Here is an 18,499-nt window from a genome sequence, read left to right as displayed (position 1 = left end):
CGTCAGCCGAACACGTCGAGATAGAACGCAAGCTCCCGCTCCGACGCATCCAGCAGTGTGGCCTGCTGGCGAAAACCATGTCCCTCGCCCTCATAGACATGATGCGCGACGCGCACGCCCTGCGCGCGAAGCTTCTCCGCCATGTCGGTCGCCTGGGCCGGCGGCACGACGCGGTCTTCGCTTCCGTGCAAAAACAGGACGGGACTGCGGATCTGCGATGCCTGCGCAATCGGGGACCGTGCGAGATAGGTCGCCTCGTCCTGCGGATAAGGTCCGATCAGACGATCCAGATACCGTGCCTCGAACTTGTGCGTCTCGGCGGCCAGCGCGCGCAGATCCGTGACGCCATAGAGCGAGGTTCCGGCCGCAAACAGGTCGGATTGTGCCAGCGCGCACAGAACCGTCAGCCCGCCCGCGCTGCTGCCGCGAATGACGCAGGCACGGGGGTCGGCGCGCCCGGTTTCGATTGCATACCGCACGCCAGCCAGCACGTCGGCCACATCCGCCACGGCCCATTGCCCGTCGAGCGCCTTTCGATAGCTCCGACCGAACCCTGTCGATCCGCGATAATTCACGTCCAGCACCGCGAACCCGCGTGACGTCCACCACTGGACCTTGAACGAGAACGCAGGGCTCGCGCGACCGGTCGGGCCGCCATGCGCCATGACGACCAGCGGCGGCGGGCCGGATACGGTCCCGCAGGGTGGATAATAGAGGGCATGCGCGCTGCCATCTCCGGATGGAAAGCGCAGTTGTTCCGGTCGGGAGATGGCATCCGGCGGCAGATCCTCCGGCAGTTCGGTCGCACGCCGCAGGACACGGGGCGTGCTGCCGGAATGGCCGGTCACGACCGCCGGCGGTCGATCTTCAGGCGTGTCGATCCAGGCAAAGACCGAATCCGCGAAATCCGCGGCAGGCCCGAGCACCTGAGGCACGTTCTGCGGCGTCCCGAGATCGACGCGCTCGGCGCCTGATCGGGTCAGCAGACAGACGGAGCTGAGCCCGCCTTCGATGGCGAGACACAGCAGCCCGGGCGCTGCGCCCAGCAGCACCGGCGCCATCGTCATCTGTCCGAAAACCCAGTGCGGCAGCCCGATTTCCGCCGCCATCGCAGGCCAGGGCGCGCCACCCGGCTCACCCGACGGGGCAAGCATGTCGACCGGATTCCAGTATCCACTGCGATCCGTTGTGGCGACGAGCGAGCCATCCGCCATCCAGACCGGTTCCAGCACGCTCTCCGGATCGTCCCCGGCAAGCTGCCGTGCCGGTCCCAGCGACAGATTGCCCGTCTCGTCCCGCTGCACCGGCGCCACTTTCAGGCGCGTTGCATCCCACGGCATGGACGGATGGTCCCATTCGATCCAGGCCAGATGCCGTCCATCGGGCGACAGACGCGGGCTGGCATAGAAATCCGCGCCTTCGGCCAGGATCACGCCCGCCGGGTCGCGGCCGTCCAGCCAGACCAGGGTATTGACCGGTTCGTGCGCGCCATCCGTGCCGACCAGCCGGTGGTCCTCACGCACACAGATCGCGCTCGCGCCATCGGACAGCACCGAGAAATCCGCATATCGCAGCCCTTCGACGCCTGCGACGCGCCGCACATCGTCCCCGTCGAGCCGCCACACTCCGCCATCGGTGCGATCCGAGCAGAAGATGGCCGGAAGTTCGCCCGCGCCTCCAGGCGCATAGGCACCGCCGCCATATTCATGCACGCGAGAGCCGACATTGATCCGCGCATCCGTGACGTCGCTGATCGCCCCGTCCGGTGCGGCACAGACCAGCACGGTGCGCCCTTCGGCAGGACGCGCCTCGAGCCAGTAGATACGGCCATGCCAAGTGCGCAGATCGGACAATCCGATGGTCCGGCCGGCGACCAGCTCGGGTGTCACCCAGGACGACCGGGACGGACGGTTTTCGGAGGGCATGAAGGGCTCCAGTCAAACAGGACGAGACAAGGTCCCGACTCTATCGCGCTCCGTCAGGATGTCATCCCGCGAAGACAAGTGGCACGGGAAGCCGCTTTTGTATTTTCAGTGCCCTTTTCCGGCGTCTCTTGCCAATTTTTGTGCAGAACATGCAGCAATTTCGTCGGATGGCTGCGGAAAACCTCATTTGGCACGGCGATTGCAAAGAGAAGATCAGACCGATCCGATCCGGACCGATCTCCGCAAATGCCATCGTGCAGGAGACGCCATCATGTCCATCCGTTCCATCATCCGCGCGACCGCCGCCGCTTCAGCGCTGACCCTCGCCGGCCTCGGACCGCTCGCCGTGGCCATCGCCGAGGCCAGCGCACCGACAGCGCCGCGCACGATCGCCTATACCGGCGCGCCGACCCTCGTATTCGTTCAGGCCCGTCCGGGACATACGCTGTGCGGCGACCGTCTCGGTCATATCCCTGATGCGCGGATCCTGCATGCCTGCCATATCCGCAGCATGAACGAGATGCGCACCCAGATCGCAGCCCTCGACCCCGCCCTGGCGTCGGCCCTGGACGCCTCGGCACGCTGAGACCGGCCAGACGCCTGCGAAGAGGACCGCGCCACACGGTTGCGCGCGGTCCGCAGAGCGCCGATGCTTGACCCGAACGCCGCCGGGAGGGACACGGTCCCGTCCAACCTGGCCATGATTCGGGAAACACGTCTCTGCTCCACCACATGCAAGCGCTGCTCGGGCAGTATGGCTACGGTTTCATCGGCGTCATCGTCATGCTGGAAAGCATGGGCCTGCCGCTCCCGGCCGAAAGCCTCATCATCTCGGCCGCCCTGTACGCTGCAGGCACCCATCGGCTCGATATCACGTGGATCGTCGTCGCCGCGGTCAGCGGGGCGATCATGGGCGACAATTTCGGCTATCTGATCGGGCGTGCCATCGGCTACCGGCTGCTGGCCCGTCACGGCCGCAAGATCGGCCTGACCGAGGAACGGCTGGAGATCGGTCGCTACCTGTTCCGGCGGCAGGGCGGCAAGCTCGTCTTCGTCGGGCGCTTCATCGCCGTCCTGCGCGTGTTCGTGGCGCTGCTCGCGGGGGCGAACCACATGCCGTGGCACTCGTTCGTTCTCTACAACGCGCTTGGCGGGCTGTGCTGGGCGGGCGGCTACGCGATCGTCACCTATGAACTCGGTCATCAGGTTCTCAGTCTCTCCCGCCCGATTGCCATCGTTTTCGGCATTGCCGCCGTGGCGATGCTCGGTGGGGCACTCGTGTTCCTCAAGCGCAACGAGAAGCGCCTGACGGAACAGGCGCTCAAGGACGCCGAGGCCGAACGGCAGCGCAGCGGCACGCGCAAGCGGCGTGGCTCGAAGCCGAGCGAAAAGCAGGAGACGAATGCATGACCGACTGGACCCTCGATTCCGCACCGCGCCTGACCGGCCAGCGTGCCGTCATCACGGGCGCGACAGGGGGCCTGGGGCTGGCAACGGCCCAGGGGCTCGCCGCACTCGGGGCGACCGTACTCCTGACGGGGCGCAATCCCGACAAGGGCCGCATGGCCGTTGCCCGGCTCCGTTCGGAGATGCCCGACGCCGATGTCGGCTTTGCACCGCTCGACATGGCGTCCCTCACGTCGATCGCCGATTTCGCGGACACGCATCGCGACCGGGTAGACATTCTCGTCAACAATGCCGGCGTCATGGGACCGCGCACCCGCATGGTGACACAGGATGGCTTCGAACTGCAGTTCGGGACCAATCATCTCGGGCATTTCGCGCTGACCGGCCGCCTACTGCCGATGCTGGAACAGGGTCGCGGCATCGTCGTGACAGTTGCCTCCCTGGCCGCCTGGGGCGGTACGCTGCCCTTTGACGACCTTAACGCACGCCATCACTACAGCGCCTTTCAGTCCTATCGCCGGAGCAAGCTCGCCAATCTCCTGTTCGCACGCGAATTGGCGCGACGCGCGGCCCTGCTGAAGCTTCCCATCCACTCGCGCGCGGCCCATCCGGGCTGGTCGTCGAGCGACATCATTGCCAACACGGCGCGTCTCAGCGAAGGCGGTGGCGCGCTGCGTGCATTCGCGACCGCAGCCCAGAAGCGCGCGGGCACGCTGGCTTTCAGGATGCTGGGACAGGATGTCGACGCAGGCGCGTTGCCGACGCTTTACGCAGCCCTGTCAGACGCTGCCCAGGATGGCGGCTATTATGGACCGCAGGGATCGGGCGAACGTCGCGGTCCTCCCGGCGAGGCCAATGTGCCGCCGTCGGCCCGGGATCCGGAACTGGCCAAGAAACTGTGGGACGTCTCGGAACGCATGACAGGAGTTCAGTTCGCCGATGTGTGAACCCCGCCAGCTTGCCCACGCGTCGGTTGCCCGGGGCCGCTGATCCGAGGGTGGCGCTGAGGTTTCAGGACGTGACGACCGCATGATCCGCTCGGAGCTCATAGCCGTCCTGATCGCGGTGTCGGACGGTCATCCGATGGTTCTGACACTGGACGGCGGCACGCGCCTGCCGTCCGGGCCGCTGGAGTCGCGTCAGCGCTCGCTCCAGACCGGCATGCGTCGCTGGGTCGAGCGCCAGACCGGCCACGCGCTCGGCCATATCGAACAGCTCTACACCTTCGCCGACGCGCCGCATGACGATCATCATGATCCGGAACGGACGATCATGATCTCCTATCTCGCGCTCACACGCATCGGCGCCCAGAGCGAAGGCTGGCGGGACTGGTATCGATATTTTCCATGGGAGGATCAGACCGCACCGGAAGGGCGCGGATTTGTGGAGCGGATCGGCGCACGCCTGCACGATTGGGCACGGCATGGCCCTGCGATGCAGCGCGACCAGCGTCTGACGCGCATAGCCATCACCTTCGGGCTGGACGGTGCGACATGGGACGACGAACTGGCCCTGCAGCGCTACGAACTTTTGTGGGAAGCGGGACTGGTGCCGGAAGCCGCCCGGGATACTCCGGTCCCGCAGGACACGAGCTTCGTGCCCGGCGTGCCCATGACAGGCGACCATCGCCGCATCCTGGCGACCGGCATGGCGCGACTGCGTGCCAAGATCCGCTATCGCCCTGTCATCTTCGAACTCATGCCCGAGACCTTCACGCTGCTTGCACTGCAGAAAACGGTGGAAGCCGTCGCCGGCCGTCCCATGCACAAGCAGAATTTCCGGCGGCTGATCGCACAGCAGAATCTGGTCGAGGAAACGGCAGCCTTCGCCACGGACACACCGGGGCGTCCGGCCAGGCTCTATCGGTTCAGGCGCGACGTGATCGGCGCACGCCGTGTCGCCGGATCGACGCTGCCACTGGCGCGGCCGTAATGTCCGGCGGGCGTTGTTAACGGCTCGGAAACTGTCCCGCGCCTAGGATCGCCTTCATGAGCGATCATATCTTCATTGCAACGCCGTGCTACGGCGGCCTCGTCACCCAGACCTACATGCAATCCGTCATCGGCTGCATGAGCGAGGCCGGCGCCTTCGACTTTCGCATGACGCTGTCGATGCTCGGCAACGACGCCCTGATCACACGCTGCCGCAACACCCTCGTTCATCAGTTCATGACCCGCTCGGATGCGAGCCATCTTCTGTTCGTCGATGCCGATATCGGATTCACAGCCGCCGATATCGCAAGCCTGCTCCGTGCGGAGAAGCCGGTCATCGGCGCTCTTTATCCCTTGCGGGAACATTTCTGGGACGAGGTCACGACCGACCTGATCGGCGCGGGCGAGACACCCGGCACGGCATGCCTGCGCTATGTCGGGGAATCCGATGTCATGCGCGCGACACCGCCTTATCAGGACGGCGGCCTGCTGCGCGTCGCCTATGCCGGAACCGGCTTCCTGATGATCGCCCGCGCCGCAATTGCCAACCTGATCACTGCCTATCCCCAGACCCGTTACCGCAGGATCGATGCGCCGTTGCAGCCACCGGGTCCCGATGCGCCCCATGCTTTGTTCGACTGCATGATCGATCCGGCGAGCGGAACCTATCTGAGCGAGGATTTCGCGTTCTGCCAGCGCTTCCGCGACATCGGCGGGGAGATCTGGATTGATCGCAGCATCCGCCTCAGCCATACAGGACCCGCTGCCTTCACCGGAAATCCGATGGTGCGCCCGCCGCGTCAGGAAATACCGAGATGACGCAAGCTACACAAAAATTCATTTACTACACGCAGATGTGCCACAACTAAACCATAGTGTCGGGCGTATTAGGACACGCGGCACCGGAAGCGTGATGCAAACTGTCTCCGGTGCCGCGGCCTCCGAACAGATATGAAATCAGGCTGCGATCGCACGGGCAAACAGCGCCGCATTGACGGTCGCATCCGCAGCCCCCAGTGCCGTGTTGTACCAGGCCTTGTGATAGCGGCTTAGCGCCAGCGGATCCTGCGGCGCAGGTAACGGGTCCGGTGCGCGGAAATATCGCAGTCGCGCCATGGCGCATGCATAACGCAAATTCGAGACAAGCTGCTGCACGCGCGGAATATCGCTGCCCAGCATCGCCGTAACCGCCTTGGTATAGTTCGCATCCGGCCAGTATCGCAGAAAATTGGTCCAGCAATCGTCATGCGTTGCAGGCTCCATCTGCCACAGGCCCAACGCCGGACCCCCGCCCTGCTGGATCAGGTAGGCCGCGTTACTTTCGGCCAGTGCCGTGCCCGTCACCAGATTGATGGCGGCCGTGCCGGACAGTGTGAGCGCTTCCAGTGTCGGCGCCACGACCAGATGCTTGAGCTGCCCGATATCCATTCCCGTCATGCGCGCACCCATAAAAAAAGGCGCTCCCGAAGGAGCGCCTGCACAAGCCCACACCGATTGTGGCTCAATGCCATATGTCTAGCCTGGATCGCCGCGACAATCAATCGCGGCGTTCACCAGAGGGGCTATCAGAAGGTCGCGTTCACGCGGCCGTAGTAGTATCCGCCTGTCATCGGAATGCCCGACGAGTTGGTGTCGTAGATCTTCGGACCCAGATAGTTGTAGACCGGAGATACATAGCGCGGCCGCTGGTTGAAGACGTTGTTGGCGCCCACCGCCAGATGCCAGTGATCATTTACCCGGAAGCCGACCTCGATATCCGTCAGCCAGACGGGGGTATTCTTGAACTGGCCGAAGCATTTGGCCGAATACTTCAGCGCATTGCCATCGAGCGGGCAGACCAGGTTCGACGGCGTCAGGTCCTCATACGTCATCATCGAGGTGGTTTCGCCGTATCGCGTCTCGCGAACATTCACATCCCACTGGTGGTAGGTCCACAGCGCATTGAGGATGATCTTGCTGCGCGGCGCTCCCGTCGTCAGGTAGGACAGCGTCTGCTCGTTCACCAGCGGCTGACCGAACGCGTCGGTATTCACGTGATGAATACGGGTCCGGTTCAGGTTGAGCATCATCGACAGGTTGAGATTGCCGTAGCGATGCAGACGCAGCAGGTAATCCGACTCGATATCGAGCCCCTGCGTGCGCGTGCTGGCGGCATTGGCGAAGTAATCAGCCGTCACGTTCGCGGCGCTGAACGTCCCGCCACCCGATGTCGGCACGTCGACGCCGGTCAGGGCGATGGCATCGAGCGCCGTCTGGCCGTTCACGCTGGCCGAGCCGATGATCCGGTCGCGAATGTTGATCTGATAGACATCCGTCGTAATGTGCCACCCATCGATCGGCTCGAGGATGATCCCACCTTCGGCGCTCGTGGACCGCTCAGGCTTGAGATTCTGCGCGCCGATCGATCGACCCGCGGCACTCGTGGTGGACAGCAGGCCGGACGCCCCCGTCGGCGAGACGTTCAGCGAGCTGAAATGCTCCTCCGGCAGAGTCGGGGCTCGGAAACCATTGCTGATCGTGCCACGGATCGCGATCCGCTTCGTGAAGTCGTAGCGCGACGTGACCTTGCCGTTCTCGGTATTGCCGAAATCGGTGTAGTGCTCGAACCGCCCGGCGAAATCGAGGTCCCATTTGCGGGTCGGATGGAAATCGCCGTCGATGTAGCCGGCCCAGACATTACGCTGCCACGAGCCCGCGTTCTGCGGCGTCAGACCCGCATATCCTTGCGTGCCGCCGTACAGGTACGAGGCCGGATTGCCTGCCTCGATATGATACATCTCGAGCCGGTGTTCGGCGCCCATGGCCAGCGTCATCGGGACCGCATTCGCGATGCGGAAATTGCGCCGCATGTCGAAATTGCTCGTCCACTGCGCCAGAGTGTAGCTTTCCGCCCGCGCGGTCGTGGGCGAGAAACCGGTATATTTGTACAGGTTCGGGTTGAACGTGTTCTTGTTGCCGACGTCGTCGTCATCTGCGCCGTACAATGTGCTCAGGTCCCACTGGAAGCCGAACAGATTGTCGCCCTTCACGCCGAGATTGGCCTGATAATCGTTCTCGTCGATCGTCTCGAGCGGGGAGAAGCCATAGGGATAGGCCGACGGCGCGACGGTCGGAATACGGTAGTTCTCATATGCTTCCGAATGGCGGTGCGCATAGGTGATCAGCCCGTAGGTGTTGATCCCGGGCGTGATGTCCTTGCCCCACTCGACGGAGAGGTTTTCGCGCGTTTCCTCGGCCGTGCTCATGATGTGGTTGGAATTGGCGGGCCAGCTCGAGGTCGGGGTCCAGCGGTGATCGTCCGTGCTCTTCGAGCCAACGACGAAATGATCGGTGTGATAGACCTGCCCGCTGATGTGCACGAACCCGTCCGAACCGAGGGCCGTGCCGCCGTCCGCACCGACGAGATACTGCCAGCCGTCACCGTTGTAGGCATTGGCGCCGGTCTGGGCGACAGTGTTGATGCCGTGGGACGTTTTCTTCGTGATGATGTTGACCACGCCCGCGATCGCATCCGAACCATACAGGGCGGCCGCGCCGTCCCGCAGGATCTCGATGTGATCAATTGCGCTCGCCGGGATCATGTTCAGGTCGACCGGCGTCGAGCCCTGCTGCGGACCGGCATCGGCATAAATGTTGGCGGTTGTGTTACGGCGCTTGCCATCCACCAGGACCAGCACTTCGTTGGGGTTCAGGCCGCGCATCCGGATCGACGACGTCAGTGCGCCCGCGTCATTGCCCATCGCGCTGATGGTGATCGACGGATCGACACGCGTGATGGCGTCGGCAAGGTTGAGCTGGCCCGACCGGCGCAACGATGCCGCCGAGACCACCGTGACCGGAGAGGCACTATCCCGTGCGCGGCGATTGAACGCATGTGTGCCGGTCACGATCACGGCTTCGGCCGGATCTCCGCTGGCATCGCGCGCGCTGCGGCGATGCGGAGCGCCGGCAGGCGCCACAGGCCCCGCCACAACACCGGAAGGCGCAGCCGCGGCCGTCGTCGGAGCGGCCGTGATCGCCCTGCGTTTCGAGATCGCCGCATGCTTGTGCGCAGTGCGGTGATGCGTGGCGGTGCTGGATCCGACCGAAGCGTCTCGCTGGGTTGCGGCCAGCGCGAAACCCGGCGCGACAGCGAGGATCGTCGCTGCGAACAGACGGAACTTGAATGACATTTTTTCTGACAGGCTCCGCGATCGGAATGATAACTCCGAAGCATTGGATCGGAATCATTACGATTACAATATCGTAATGGCGCGTTTTTCCTGATAATCAGTCCAGAAACAAAATGAAATTTATTGCTGAAATACTATGTCTCGAACTGACCGGGCCAGTCATCTGCAAAGCAGAGCGCACTGCATGAAAGAACCTGCGCGCCAAAACGCCCGGACGGTCTGACATATGCAGGCCGCCGGCCAATACCGGGATCGTCTTCCGAAAGGCGGCCGGCGCAACATCAGACCGCTCTCGGCTACCGCCGCACCGCTGGCGCCCCGTAACGAAACTGCGATTTCTTCAGCTCGTGAGACCGAGCGCCTGTCCGGCCAGGGTCGCGACGTCGTGCCGCAGGGCAACGACGCTGTGGCCGCCGCGCGGGTGAACCCGGTTCGTCAGGATTGCGACGAACGTGTCGGACGCTGGGTCCATCCAGAGCGACGTTCCGGTAAAACCGGTGTGGCCGAAAGACGACTTGGGGAAGACGTCCCCACGCGGCGAGGAAAAAGGTGTATCGATGTCCCAGCCAAGTCCGCGCTTGTCCGCAGCATGAGGATCAGGCTGCTGTGGCGTCGTCATCATCTGGACGGTTCGCATCTGCAACGGATAGGTGCTCGGTCGTCCCGCGCGGCGATCGAGCAGAGCCTGCGCGTAAAGACAGGTATCGTTGATGTCCGAAAAAAGCCCGGCGTGACCTGCAATGCCGTCCATCCGCCGAGACGTCGGATCATGCACCACGCCGCGCATCATTGCGCCGTGCTCGTCGAACTGCGTGGGTGCGATCATCGGACGCAGGCTTCCGGACGGCTGGAAACCAGATTGCGTCATGCCAAGCGGGCCGAGGACATTGCCTTGCACATAATCCGCAAGCGTCTGGCCTGACCAGCGCTCGACCAGAATGCCGAGCGTCAGGAAGTTGATGTCGCTGTAGACGAATTGCGTGCCGGGTGACCGATCGGGCGTCGACTCCAGGATCAGCCGCACGGCGGTTTCCCGTCCCGCCCAAGGGGTATCGAGCGGCAGATCCGGTTTCAGGCCCGAATAATGGGTGAGCAACATGCGGATCGTGATCGCGCCCTTCCCATTGGCCGCGAATTCCGGCCAGTACCGAACGACCGGATCGTCGAGCTGGAACACGCCACGTTCCCAGAACTGCATGACGCTGGGCGCCGTCGCCAGCACCTTGGTCAACGACGCCATATCGAAGCGCGTCTGCCATGTCAGCGGCTCGGGTGACGGAACCAGCGCCCGGTTACCGAACGTCCGGCCATAGACCAGCGCCCCGCCATGTCCGATCGCCACGACCGCGCCCGGCGTCTGCCCGTCCGCGATGGCCCGGTGCACGCGCGCATCGATCCGGGCGAAACGGTCGGAGCCGGCGTTCGCGGCGCAGCCGGCCAGTCCGAGCGCGGCGGCCCCAGCCATCAGGCCGCGACGGTGCAGAAGGTGGCCGCCCCGCATCCGGGCGCCGGGAACGGGAGACGGCTTGTCGTTTCGTACAGTCATCGGAGCAGAATTGGCCAGCGACGCACAAGACGCAAGCCGCCCGCCGACAGGATGAACACGAGGGCCATCTGCATCTCGCCTAGCAGCATGGCCTTCTCCGGCCAAAGCACGGGCTCCCACCATGGCCGCCCCCAAGGATTCGGGTTGAAAGCCACGTCACCCGGCGCATTGATCACCCCATGGCCCCAGATGCGGGGCAGCAAAGAGCCGCGCGTGCACCATCAGATTTCGCCCATGAGGCAGCTCGTGCTCATGACCCACACCGTATACGACGGCAGGAAGTCGCGTAACGCCATGCCGTCACGCCACGCAGGAGACAGTACGGCAGGTGCCAGCACGCCCACACGGCACCCACCGCGAACGCTGCGCGCATGTCGCCGAAACGTCCGAAAAGGTGCGGCAGGAGCCAGCCGCGCCAGTCACCCTCCCTGTTCAACGGACCGCCCAACATCGCCACATTGGCCGGACCGATGAACAGGGAGATAAAGGAAACAGGGCCAGATAAAAGGCGATCGGCGGCAGGCCATGGCCTGCACCGGCTTGAGGCGTCTCGCCGCTCAGGATCGTGCTCCCGACGCGAACCAGCCGCACCGCCAGCGACGATAGGCTCCTGCCCACTTCTTCAGGCCGGCCCACCCGCCGCGGCGAAAGGCGGCGATCCCTGCGGCAAGTGCGGGCCCAAAAGCGCCGATAGTGACACAGGCCGCCATGGCGGGCGCAGCGGTCGGGCTCGCAGGACGCCCGTTGACGAACCACCCGCCAATCCAGACGGCCCAGGCCAGACCGCAAGCGAGACCTGCGAAACGAACGGCGTCCGTCCAGAATGCTGGCGGCACGGCACCATCGTCGGCAACGCTATAAGCGGCTTCTTCTCGCGTCCCATTCCCCGACGCGAGCGCTTTTCCTTGCTATACAATGGTTTCAGGCACGAAAACGGCCTTGCTTGCGAAGCCCGCGCAAGGCCGCCGTCAGCAGCACGTAAAGCGCGGCCGTCAAGCAGAGCGCCAGCGGCTCGAACCACCATCCCAGAAGCTCTCGGGTGCCACCGATGTCCGACAAGGCACCGAGGCCCGCGAATGTCGAGCCTTTCTCGAACATGCCGACATGCGAAGGCCAGAGCGGCTTGAGAAGCGCCAGCACTGCAAGACAGGCCAACGCCAGATATCCCAGACCGAAGATAAGCCCGAAGAAGGCCCACCGCGTGCCGAGCCACAGGCTCTGATAAAGCCCACGCGCGAGGGCAATCGGCCGGAAACCGTCGGTGCCCCGGGCGAGCAGGTCATCGGCGACGACCGGGCGTAGATAATCGATCGGACGACCGAGCCGCCTGATCGCATCATCAAGCCGGATGCATTCCGGCAATGTCGGATCCAGGCTTGCAAGACTGTCGGCCAGATGAGCCTCCAGATCGGCCTGCAGTTCACGGGCCTGCTCCGGATCGACCGCCTTGAGACGGCGTGCGACATCCGCGAAATAGGCCTGCCACATACGGGCCGCCTGAGGATCCTCGAATGCAGGCATCATCGATAGGCTCCGGCAATCATGTGGGAAACTGCATGGTTCAGGCGCGTCCAGGACGCGATCATGGCGCGCAGGGCCGTGCGGCCTTCCGGCGTCAGGGCGTAGTATTTGCGCGGCGCGCCACCGTCGCCCGGTTCGAATCTCGAGGAGACGAGCGCATCCTTCGAAAGACGCAGCAACAGTGGATAGAGAGTGCCTTCCGGCACGTCGAGCGACGCACGCCGGGCGACGCCGCTCATCAGCTCGAACCCGTATTGCTCGCGCTCATGCAGGGCAAGCAGGATCACGAATTCCAGCAGGCCCTTGCGGACCTGCACCTCCCATTTGCCGATCAGGCCTTCGATCCGGTCCATGATACCTCCCTCGCAATCTTTCTATGAAGGCCTATGCCTTGCTTTGCAAGGTATTGATTTCGGCAATGACCAGGCGCTTGCGTGAGCGGGATTTCCATGACCCCGGAAGCATCGTCATGAACACAGAAACACCGCCCCTTCACCGCCCCCGCGTCGCCATCCACTACTGCACGCAATGCAACTGGCTCCTGCGCTCGGCCTGGATGGCGCAGGAACTTCTCCAGACATTCGGTCAGGCGTTGAGCGAGGTCGCCCTCATCCCGGATACCGGCGGCCGCTTCGAGATCGCGGTGGACGAAACCGTTATCTGGGAACGCAAGCGCGACGGCGGTTTCCCCGGCCCGAAGGAGCTCAAGCAGCGCGTGCGCGATGCCATCGACCCGGAACGCGATCTCGGACACGTCGATCGCTGATCCGGAACGTGCGCAGAAGGACGCCCTGACGACACGAAACCGTGCCCCACGTCTTCTTGAGGCCCTGATCCACGACTTTCTGCATTAGGTCTCTGTCCGCAAATTTCTGGAGAGCCCTGATGCACGCAGTCGTTATCCACGCCCCCCATGACCTGCGCGTCACGCCATACGAGGCTGAACGCCCAGGACCGGGACAGGTCCGCGTTCGTATCGAGGCCGGCGGCATCTGCGGCTCGGACCTGCATTACTACCACCATGGCGGGTTCGGCGCGATCAGGGTGCGCGAACCGATGGTGATCGGGCACGAGATCGCGGGCACGATCGTCGAACTCGGTCCCGACGTCGACAAACTTGCGGTGGGCGATCACGTTGCCGTCAATCCGAGCCGGCCGTGCGGCCACTGCGCGATGTGCCGCAACGGTTTGTTCAATCACTGCACCGACATGCGTTTTTACGGCAGCGCAATGCGCACGCCACATGTTCAGGGCGGCTTCCGCGAGGAACTCGTGTGCGACGCCAGCCAATGCTTCGTCGGCACCCGTGCAAGCACCTCCACCCTTTCCATGGCCGAACCCTTCGCCGTGGCGCTTCACGCCGTCAGCCGCGCCGGCAGCCTGCTGGGCAAGCGGGTTCTGGTGACGGGATGCGGTCCGATCGGCGTGCTTGCCATCGCTGCTGCCCGTCTTCACGGCGCCCTCGAGATCGTCGCAACGGACGTGGTGCCGCAGCCGCTGGAGATCGCCCGTACGCTCGGCGCGGACCGGACGATCGACATGCGCGCCGACCCGGAGGCCCTCTCGGAATATCAGGGCACGATCGACGTCATGATCGAATGCTCAGGCAACGAACGCGCGCTTGCGGCGGGGCTTGCCGTGATGCATCCCTGCGGCACCGTCGTGCAGGTCGGGCTGGGCGGCGAAGTGTCCCTGCCGCAAAGCACCGTCGTGGCGCGCGAGATCACCCTGAAAGGCTCCTTCAGGTTCCGCGACGAGTTCGGTATCGCGGTTTCGCTTCTGGACTCGGGACGGGCCAATCTCGACGCGCTGATCACACACCGGTTTCCCATGCAGGATGCGGTCGCGGCATTCGATCAGGCTTCGGACCGCACCCGGGCCATGAAAGTACAGCTCACGTTCTGAATGCACACCGCATGGCAGCGTGTCCGGAATCCTACAGAGTCTGCGCCACGAATTCCGCAAGCCGGTCCGCCTCGTGCGCCGGCTTGTCTGTGCGGATGCGCGCAATCCTCGGGAACCGGAGCGCCACACCGCTCTTGTGCCGTGCGGAACGCTGGGCCGCGTCAAAAGCGACTTCCAGGACGAGGGATTTCTCGACTTCACGCACCGGCCCGAACCGCCCGATCGTGTGATTGCGCACCCACCGGTCAAGAAATGCCAGTTCCTCGTCGGTGATGCCTGAATAGGCCTTGCCGATCGGCACGAGTTCATCGACGCCGTCTTCACCCACGCGCCACAGCCCGAACGTATAGTCCGAATAATACGAACTGCGGCGTCCGTGCCCGCGCTGCGCATACATCATGACCGCATCGACGGTCAGCGCCTCGCGCTTCCATTTCCACCAAGGCCCGCGCGGCCGACCGGCCAGATACGGACTGTCGGCCCGCTTGAGCATCAGCCCCTCGATGGCCGCAGCGCGTGCGCCGGCACGGATTTCCGCAAGGGCGTCCATATTGGCGAAATCGACCAGCGGCGACAGATCCATGCGCTTGGGCCGCACACGCGCGAACCATGCTTCGAGCCGGGCACGACGGGCATCGAAGCCAAGACCGCGCACGTCCTCCGTGCCGTCGAACAGGATGTCATACAGTCTGACACCGGCCGGGAAATTCCGCAGCATGGCAGGTCCCGGAGACTTGCGGTTCAGGCGCTGCTGCAAGCTCGAGAATGGTGCGGGCTCGCCGTCCTGCATGACCAGAAGTTCGCCGTCCAGAACGGCATCTTCCGTCATATCGTCCATGGCCTGCACGATTTCCGGAAAGCCGTTCCCAATATCGTCCGCCGTGCGGGTATACAGCCTGGCTCCCTGCGCCGTGCGAACGAGCTGCACGCGGATGCCATCCCATTTCCATTCCGCCCGCCATTCCGACGCCACAAAACGATCGAGTTCCGCCTCGTCCAGGGGCTGCGCCAGCATGGTCGGGCGAAACACCGGCGCATCCGCCATGTCAGGCCGCGCGCCGCGTCCTTCGATCCAGGCAAACAGCGCATCATAAGGCGGGGCCAGCCCATGCCACACCTCCTCGATGTCATCGGTCGGCACGCCCGCGATCTCGGCAAGCGCCGTCTTGGCCAGCCGCGCCGACGCACCGACACGCAAGGCCCCGGTAATCAGCTTGAGAATGGCGAACCGCTCGCTCGATTCCGATGCATCGAGCCATGCGCCCACGAGATCCGGAAGGGCTGCTTTCGGCGTCGTCTCCAGCGCCATCACGACATCGCCGAGCGAAGGCGCGACACGATCCGGCCGGCCTGCATCAACCTGCCACATCAGGGCCACGGTCTCCGCAAGGTCGCCGACATAGTCATAGGAAAGATCGAACAGGACCGGGTCCATGCGCTCGGCCGCAAGGGCGCGGATCAGCCCGGGCTTGGCCGCGGAGAACGACAACGCACCCGCCATCGCCGCCAAGGCATAGCCACGGTCCGGGTCCGGCGCCGTTGTAAAATAATCGCGCAGCAAGGCGATCTTCGCATTGCGCGACGGCGTGAAGATCAGCCGCTCCAGCAAGCTCGCAAACGCGATCATTCCGCTTCGTCCTCGTCGCCATATCCCAGAAGCCGCAGCGCACGCCCCCTGATCTGCCGCAACGACAGCGCGTGGATCAGCGCGTCCTCCCGTCCATGCGTCACCCAGATCTCCTCGGCGCCGACCTCGGAACACGTCATCAGCAGTTCGTCCCAATCCGCATGATCGCTGATGACGAGAGGCAATTCCACGCCGCGGGCCCGTGCACGCTGACGCACGCGCATCCAGCCCGACGCCATGCAGACAACCGGATCGGCCATCCGCCGCGCCCACCGATCCGTCACTGCCGCCGGAGGACCGATGACGAGTGCGCCCCGCAAGGCTGCCTTGGCTTCGCCTGTCGCCGGCCGCAGATCGCCCAGATCCACGCCGAATTCCTGATAAAGCGCGCAGACCGGCAGGAGGGCGCCATGCAGATAGATCGGCGCGTCATACCCGGCCTGCCGGAGCAATGCGATGACACGCTGGCACTTTCCGAGGCCATAAGCCCCGATCGCATGCGTACGCTCCGGAAACAGCGTCATGTTGTGAAGCAGTTTTCCGATCTCGTGCATCGGGTCGGGATGCCGGAACACGGGAAGTGCGAATGTCGCCTCGGTGACGAACAGGTCGCACGTCACCGGCTCGAACGGCGTGCAGGTCGGATCGGCCGCGCGTTTGTAATCGCCGCTCACCACGGCACGCTGGCCGGCATGCTCCATCACGACCTGTGCGCTGCCCAGAACATGCCCGGCCGGTGCCAGACGCAGGGACACACCCCCGAGCGCCAGGGTCTCGCCATAACGCAGGGCCTGCTGCGTCTTCCCCGCCCGGTCCTCGCCCATGCGCGTACGCATGATGGCGAGGGTCTCGGGCGTTGCGAGCACCCTGTCCTGCTCCGGCCGGGCATGATCGGCATGCCCATGCGTGATTACCGCGCGTGCAACCGGCCTGAGCGGATCGATGAAGAAATTTCCTGGTACGCAATACAATCCTTCCGGACGTGGCTGAAGCCACGAGATGACCCCGCTCACGACATGGGCACCGATCCGGCATGCGCCAGCTCGTCCCGACGCGGCGTGATCCGGTTCCAGGCATCCAGTGCCGCCACCTTGTAGGCTTCTGCCAATGTCGGGTAATTGAAGGTCGCGTCGATAAAATAATCGAACGTGCCGCCAAAGTTCAGAACGGCCTGACCGATGTGAATCAGCTCGGTCGCGCTCTCGCCCACGATATGCACGCCGAGCAGCTTGCGTGTGTCGAGCGCGATCACGAGCTTCAGCATTCCGCCCGACAATCCCATGATATGCCCGCGCGACGTCTCGCGCAGACGCGCAATCCCGCATTCGTACGGAATGCCCTGCGCCCGGGCCTGCTCTTCCGTCAGACCCACAGTCGAGATTTCCGGCACCGAATAGATACCATAGGGAAAGAAACTGGGCGCCGCCGGCAAAGCCTCGCCGCAGGCATGACAGGCCGCGATCCGCCCCTGTTCCAGCGAGGTCGAGGCCAGCGACGGGAAGCCGATGACGTCGCCCGTGGCATAGATGCCCGGAACCTCGGTCTCGAACGTGTCCGGATCGACTTTCAGGCGACCGCGCTTGTCTGCCTCAAGGCCGCAGGCCGCAAGATCGAGGCGTTCGGTCGCACCCGTGCGGCCGCCGGTGAACAGAAGCATTTCCGAACGGACGCGCCGCCCGCCGTCGAGGAGCGCCACCGGCTGCCCCGCCTCGATCCGGATTTCCTCCAGTGGTGCGCCCAGGCGAAAATTCATGCCCCGGTCCCGCAACTGATGCATGAAATCGGCGACCGTCTCGCGGTCGATGAAGTCGAGGATGGTGTCGCGTGCCTCCACGACGGTCACGCGCACGTCGAGCGCACTGAAGATCGTCGCATATTCGATGCCGATGACACCGCCGCCGATGACCGTGAGTGATCGTGGAAGCTGCGAGAGACGCACGATGTCGTCGCTGTCGAGCACGGTCTTGCCGTCGAACGGGACGTTGGACGGCCGATACGGCGTGGTGCCGACCGCGATCACGATCTTGTCGGCGCTCACGACATGCGAATGCCCGGCTTCTCCGAGAATCTCGATCCGGTGCCGATCGAGAAACCGCGCGAACCCTCGCTCGACCTGCACGCCATTGCGCGAGAACTGATGATCGAGGACATCGACCTCGTAATCGAGCGTCTTCGTCAGCCGGGCCTGCAGGTCGCCCGCCCCGATGTCCTTCTTGACCCGGTAGGCCATGCCGTAGAAGCCGCGCTCCCGCCAGCCGGTCAGGTTCAGCACGGTCTCGCGCAGCGTCTTCGACGGGATCGTCCCGGTATGGACCGACACACCGCCGACCCGCGGATTGGCGTCCACGACGAGCACGGATCGTCCGAACTTGGAGGCCTGCACGGCAGCCCTGCGGCCCGACGGCCCGCTCCCGATCACCAGCAGATCATAGTCGAAGGACCCGGTCATCGGCATCTCCAGCGGT

Annotated in this window: 16 protein-coding genes and 1 pseudogene; 7 read left to right on the top strand and 10 right to left on the bottom strand. The window is 64.4% G+C overall.

Going from position 1 to position 18,499, the window contains the following annotated elements; genetic code table 11:
* Positions 1-2: 2 nt before the first annotated feature.
* On the bottom strand, positions 3-1,925 hold the full coding sequence (locus tag B8446_RS05680; protein WP_048848156.1) for a S9 family peptidase: 1,923 nt from the start codon (positions 1,923-1,925) through the stop codon (positions 3-5).
* A gap of 271 nt (positions 1,926-2,196) precedes the next feature.
* Here B8446_RS05680 and B8446_RS05675 point away from each other — a divergent pair, with 271 nt between their 5' ends.
* From B8446_RS05675 to B8446_RS05655, 5 genes are all read left to right on the top strand, one after another.
* Positions 2,197-2,511 carry a hypothetical protein gene (locus tag B8446_RS05675; protein ID WP_148505865.1) on the top strand — a complete coding sequence of 105 codons (315 nt, stop codon included), beginning with the start codon at positions 2,197-2,199 and terminating at the stop codon, positions 2,509-2,511.
* A 146-nt stretch (positions 2,512-2,657) separates the two neighbouring features.
* Positions 2,658-3,335 (top strand): DedA family protein, encoded by a 678-nt coding sequence (locus tag B8446_RS05670; protein ID WP_048848153.1) that lies wholly within the window; start codon positions 2,658-2,660, stop codon positions 3,333-3,335.
* Entirely contained in the window at positions 3,332-4,279 is a 948-nt protein-coding gene (locus B8446_RS05665) for an SDR family oxidoreductase (RefSeq protein WP_048848150.1), read from the top strand. Before B8446_RS05670 ends, B8446_RS05665 begins: the two co-directional genes overlap by 4 nt.
* A gap of 85 nt (positions 4,280-4,364) precedes the next feature.
* Positions 4,365-5,264, top strand: coding sequence for an NUDIX hydrolase (locus tag B8446_RS05660; RefSeq protein WP_084712105.1), 900 nt, complete (start codon positions 4,365-4,367; stop codon positions 5,262-5,264).
* A gap of 56 nt (positions 5,265-5,320) precedes the next feature.
* The gene (locus B8446_RS05655) at positions 5,321-6,082 is read left to right on the top strand and encodes a hypothetical protein (RefSeq protein WP_048848146.1); all 762 of its coding nucleotides are present in this window, start codon (positions 5,321-5,323) and stop codon (positions 6,080-6,082) included.
* A 138-nt stretch (positions 6,083-6,220) separates the two neighbouring features.
* On the opposite strand, the gene B8446_RS05650 is transcribed toward B8446_RS05655, so the two are convergent.
* The 6 genes and pseudogenes from B8446_RS05650 to B8446_RS05630 all read right to left on the bottom strand — a co-directional run bounded on the left by B8446_RS05650 (position 6,221) and on the right by B8446_RS05630 (position 12,855).
* On the bottom strand, positions 6,221-6,700 hold the full coding sequence (locus B8446_RS05650; RefSeq protein WP_048848177.1) for a hypothetical protein: 480 nt from the start codon (positions 6,698-6,700) through the stop codon (positions 6,221-6,223).
* Between the two features lie 128 nt (positions 6,701-6,828).
* Complete coding sequence (locus B8446_RS05645) at positions 6,829-9,435, bottom strand: TonB-dependent receptor plug domain-containing protein (RefSeq protein WP_048848143.1); 2,607 nt, start codon at positions 9,433-9,435, stop codon at positions 6,829-6,831.
* A gap of 340 nt (positions 9,436-9,775) precedes the next feature.
* Positions 9,776-10,981 (bottom strand): serine hydrolase domain-containing protein, encoded by a 1,206-nt coding sequence (locus B8446_RS05640; RefSeq protein ID WP_373277131.1) that lies wholly within the window; start codon positions 10,979-10,981, stop codon positions 9,776-9,778.
* 364 nt (positions 10,982-11,345) lie between these two features.
* A pseudogene (locus B8446_RS16755) lies at positions 11,346-11,432 on the bottom strand (hypothetical protein); the annotation flags it as partial.
* Positions 11,433-11,902: 470 nt separating this feature from the next.
* Entirely contained in the window at positions 11,903-12,505 is a 603-nt protein-coding gene (locus B8446_RS05635; RefSeq protein ID WP_048848137.1) for an HAAS signaling domain-containing protein, read from the bottom strand.
* Positions 12,502-12,855 carry a PadR family transcriptional regulator gene (locus tag B8446_RS05630; RefSeq protein WP_084712101.1) on the bottom strand — a complete coding sequence of 118 codons (354 nt, stop codon included), beginning with the start codon at positions 12,853-12,855 and terminating at the stop codon, positions 12,502-12,504. The genes B8446_RS05635 and B8446_RS05630 overlap by 4 nt, the downstream gene beginning before the upstream one ends.
* 116 nt (positions 12,856-12,971) lie before the next feature.
* On the opposite strand from B8446_RS05630, the gene B8446_RS05625 reads away from it, so the two are divergent.
* Together B8446_RS05625 and B8446_RS05620 are read left to right on the top strand one after the other, a co-directional pair.
* Positions 12,972-13,268 carry a SelT/SelW/SelH family protein gene (locus tag B8446_RS05625; RefSeq protein ID WP_048848174.1) on the top strand — a complete coding sequence of 99 codons (297 nt, stop codon included), beginning with the start codon at positions 12,972-12,974 and terminating at the stop codon, positions 13,266-13,268.
* A gap of 119 nt (positions 13,269-13,387) precedes the next feature.
* On the top strand, positions 13,388-14,407 hold the full coding sequence (locus tag B8446_RS05620) for an L-idonate 5-dehydrogenase (protein ID WP_048848134.1): 1,020 nt from the start codon (positions 13,388-13,390) through the stop codon (positions 14,405-14,407).
* A gap of 31 nt (positions 14,408-14,438) precedes the next feature.
* Here B8446_RS05620 and B8446_RS05615 read toward each other — a convergent pair whose 3' ends face one another.
* Genes B8446_RS05615 through sthA form a run of 3 tightly spaced genes read right to left on the bottom strand, consistent with a single transcriptional unit; the run spans position 14,439 to position 18,483 of the window.
* Positions 14,439-16,034: a cisplatin damage response ATP-dependent DNA ligase gene (locus tag B8446_RS05615; RefSeq protein WP_048848131.1), complete on the bottom strand. Its 1,596-nt coding sequence runs from the start codon at positions 16,032-16,034 to the stop codon at positions 14,439-14,441.
* Positions 16,031-17,047, bottom strand: coding sequence for a ligase-associated DNA damage response exonuclease (locus tag B8446_RS05610; RefSeq protein WP_241767652.1), 1,017 nt, complete (start codon positions 17,045-17,047; stop codon positions 16,031-16,033). The genes B8446_RS05615 and B8446_RS05610 overlap by 4 nt, the downstream gene beginning before the upstream one ends.
* Positions 17,044-18,483, bottom strand: a complete 1,440-nt coding sequence (sthA, locus tag B8446_RS05605; protein WP_048848129.1) for a Si-specific NAD(P)(+) transhydrogenase — start codon at positions 18,481-18,483, stop codon at positions 17,044-17,046. The genes B8446_RS05610 and sthA overlap by 4 nt, the downstream gene beginning before the upstream one ends.
* Positions 18,484-18,499 lie beyond the last annotated feature (16 nt).

This window comes from Tanticharoenia sakaeratensis NBRC 103193, assembly GCF_000963885.1.
GTDB lineage: Bacteria > Pseudomonadota > Alphaproteobacteria > Acetobacterales > Acetobacteraceae > Tanticharoenia > Tanticharoenia sakaeratensis.
The sequence above is the reverse complement of the archived record's forward strand: the minus strand, read 5'-3'. Positions and strand labels throughout refer to the sequence as shown.

What these genes read in the sequence shown, in the direction of transcription:
- B8446_RS05675 (WP_148505865.1), top strand. Translation starts at nt 2,197, where the DNA reads ATGTCCATCCGTTCCATCATCCGCGCGACCGCCGCCGCTTCAGCGCTG.
- B8446_RS05630 (WP_084712101.1), bottom strand. Translation starts at nt 12,855, where the DNA reads ATGGACCGGATCGAAGGCCTGATCGGCAAATGGGAGGTGCAGGTCCGC.
- B8446_RS05665 (WP_048848150.1), top strand. Translation starts at nt 3,332, where the DNA reads ATGACCGACTGGACCCTCGATTCCGCACCGCGCCTGACCGGCCAGCGT.
- B8446_RS05655 (WP_048848146.1), top strand. Translation starts at nt 5,321, where the DNA reads ATGAGCGATCATATCTTCATTGCAACGCCGTGCTACGGCGGCCTCGTC.
- B8446_RS05625 (WP_048848174.1), top strand. Translation starts at nt 12,972, where the DNA reads ATGAACACAGAAACACCGCCCCTTCACCGCCCCCGCGTCGCCATCCAC.
- B8446_RS05615 (WP_048848131.1), bottom strand. Translation starts at nt 16,034, where the DNA reads ATGATCGCGTTTGCGAGCTTGCTGGAGCGGCTGATCTTCACGCCGTCG.
- B8446_RS05635 (WP_048848137.1), bottom strand. Translation starts at nt 12,505, where the DNA reads ATGATGCCTGCATTCGAGGATCCTCAGGCGGCCCGTATGTGGCAGGCC.
- sthA (WP_048848129.1), bottom strand. Translation starts at nt 18,483, where the DNA reads ATGACCGGGTCCTTCGACTATGATCTGCTGGTGATCGGGAGCGGGCCG.
- B8446_RS05640 (WP_373277131.1), bottom strand. Translation starts at nt 10,981, where the DNA reads ATGACTGTACGAAACGACAAGCCGTCTCCCGTTCCCGGCGCCCGGATG.
- B8446_RS05680 (WP_048848156.1), bottom strand. Translation starts at nt 1,925, where the DNA reads ATGCCCTCCGAAAACCGTCCGTCCCGGTCGTCCTGGGTGACACCCGAG.
- B8446_RS05620 (WP_048848134.1), top strand. Translation starts at nt 13,388, where the DNA reads ATGCACGCAGTCGTTATCCACGCCCCCCATGACCTGCGCGTCACGCCA.
- B8446_RS05650 (WP_048848177.1), bottom strand. Translation starts at nt 6,700, where the DNA reads ATGACGGGAATGGATATCGGGCAGCTCAAGCATCTGGTCGTGGCGCCG.
- B8446_RS05670 (WP_048848153.1), top strand. Translation starts at nt 2,658, where the DNA reads ATGCAAGCGCTGCTCGGGCAGTATGGCTACGGTTTCATCGGCGTCATC.
- B8446_RS05645 (WP_048848143.1), bottom strand. Translation starts at nt 9,435, where the DNA reads ATGTCATTCAAGTTCCGTCTGTTCGCAGCGACGATCCTCGCTGTCGCG.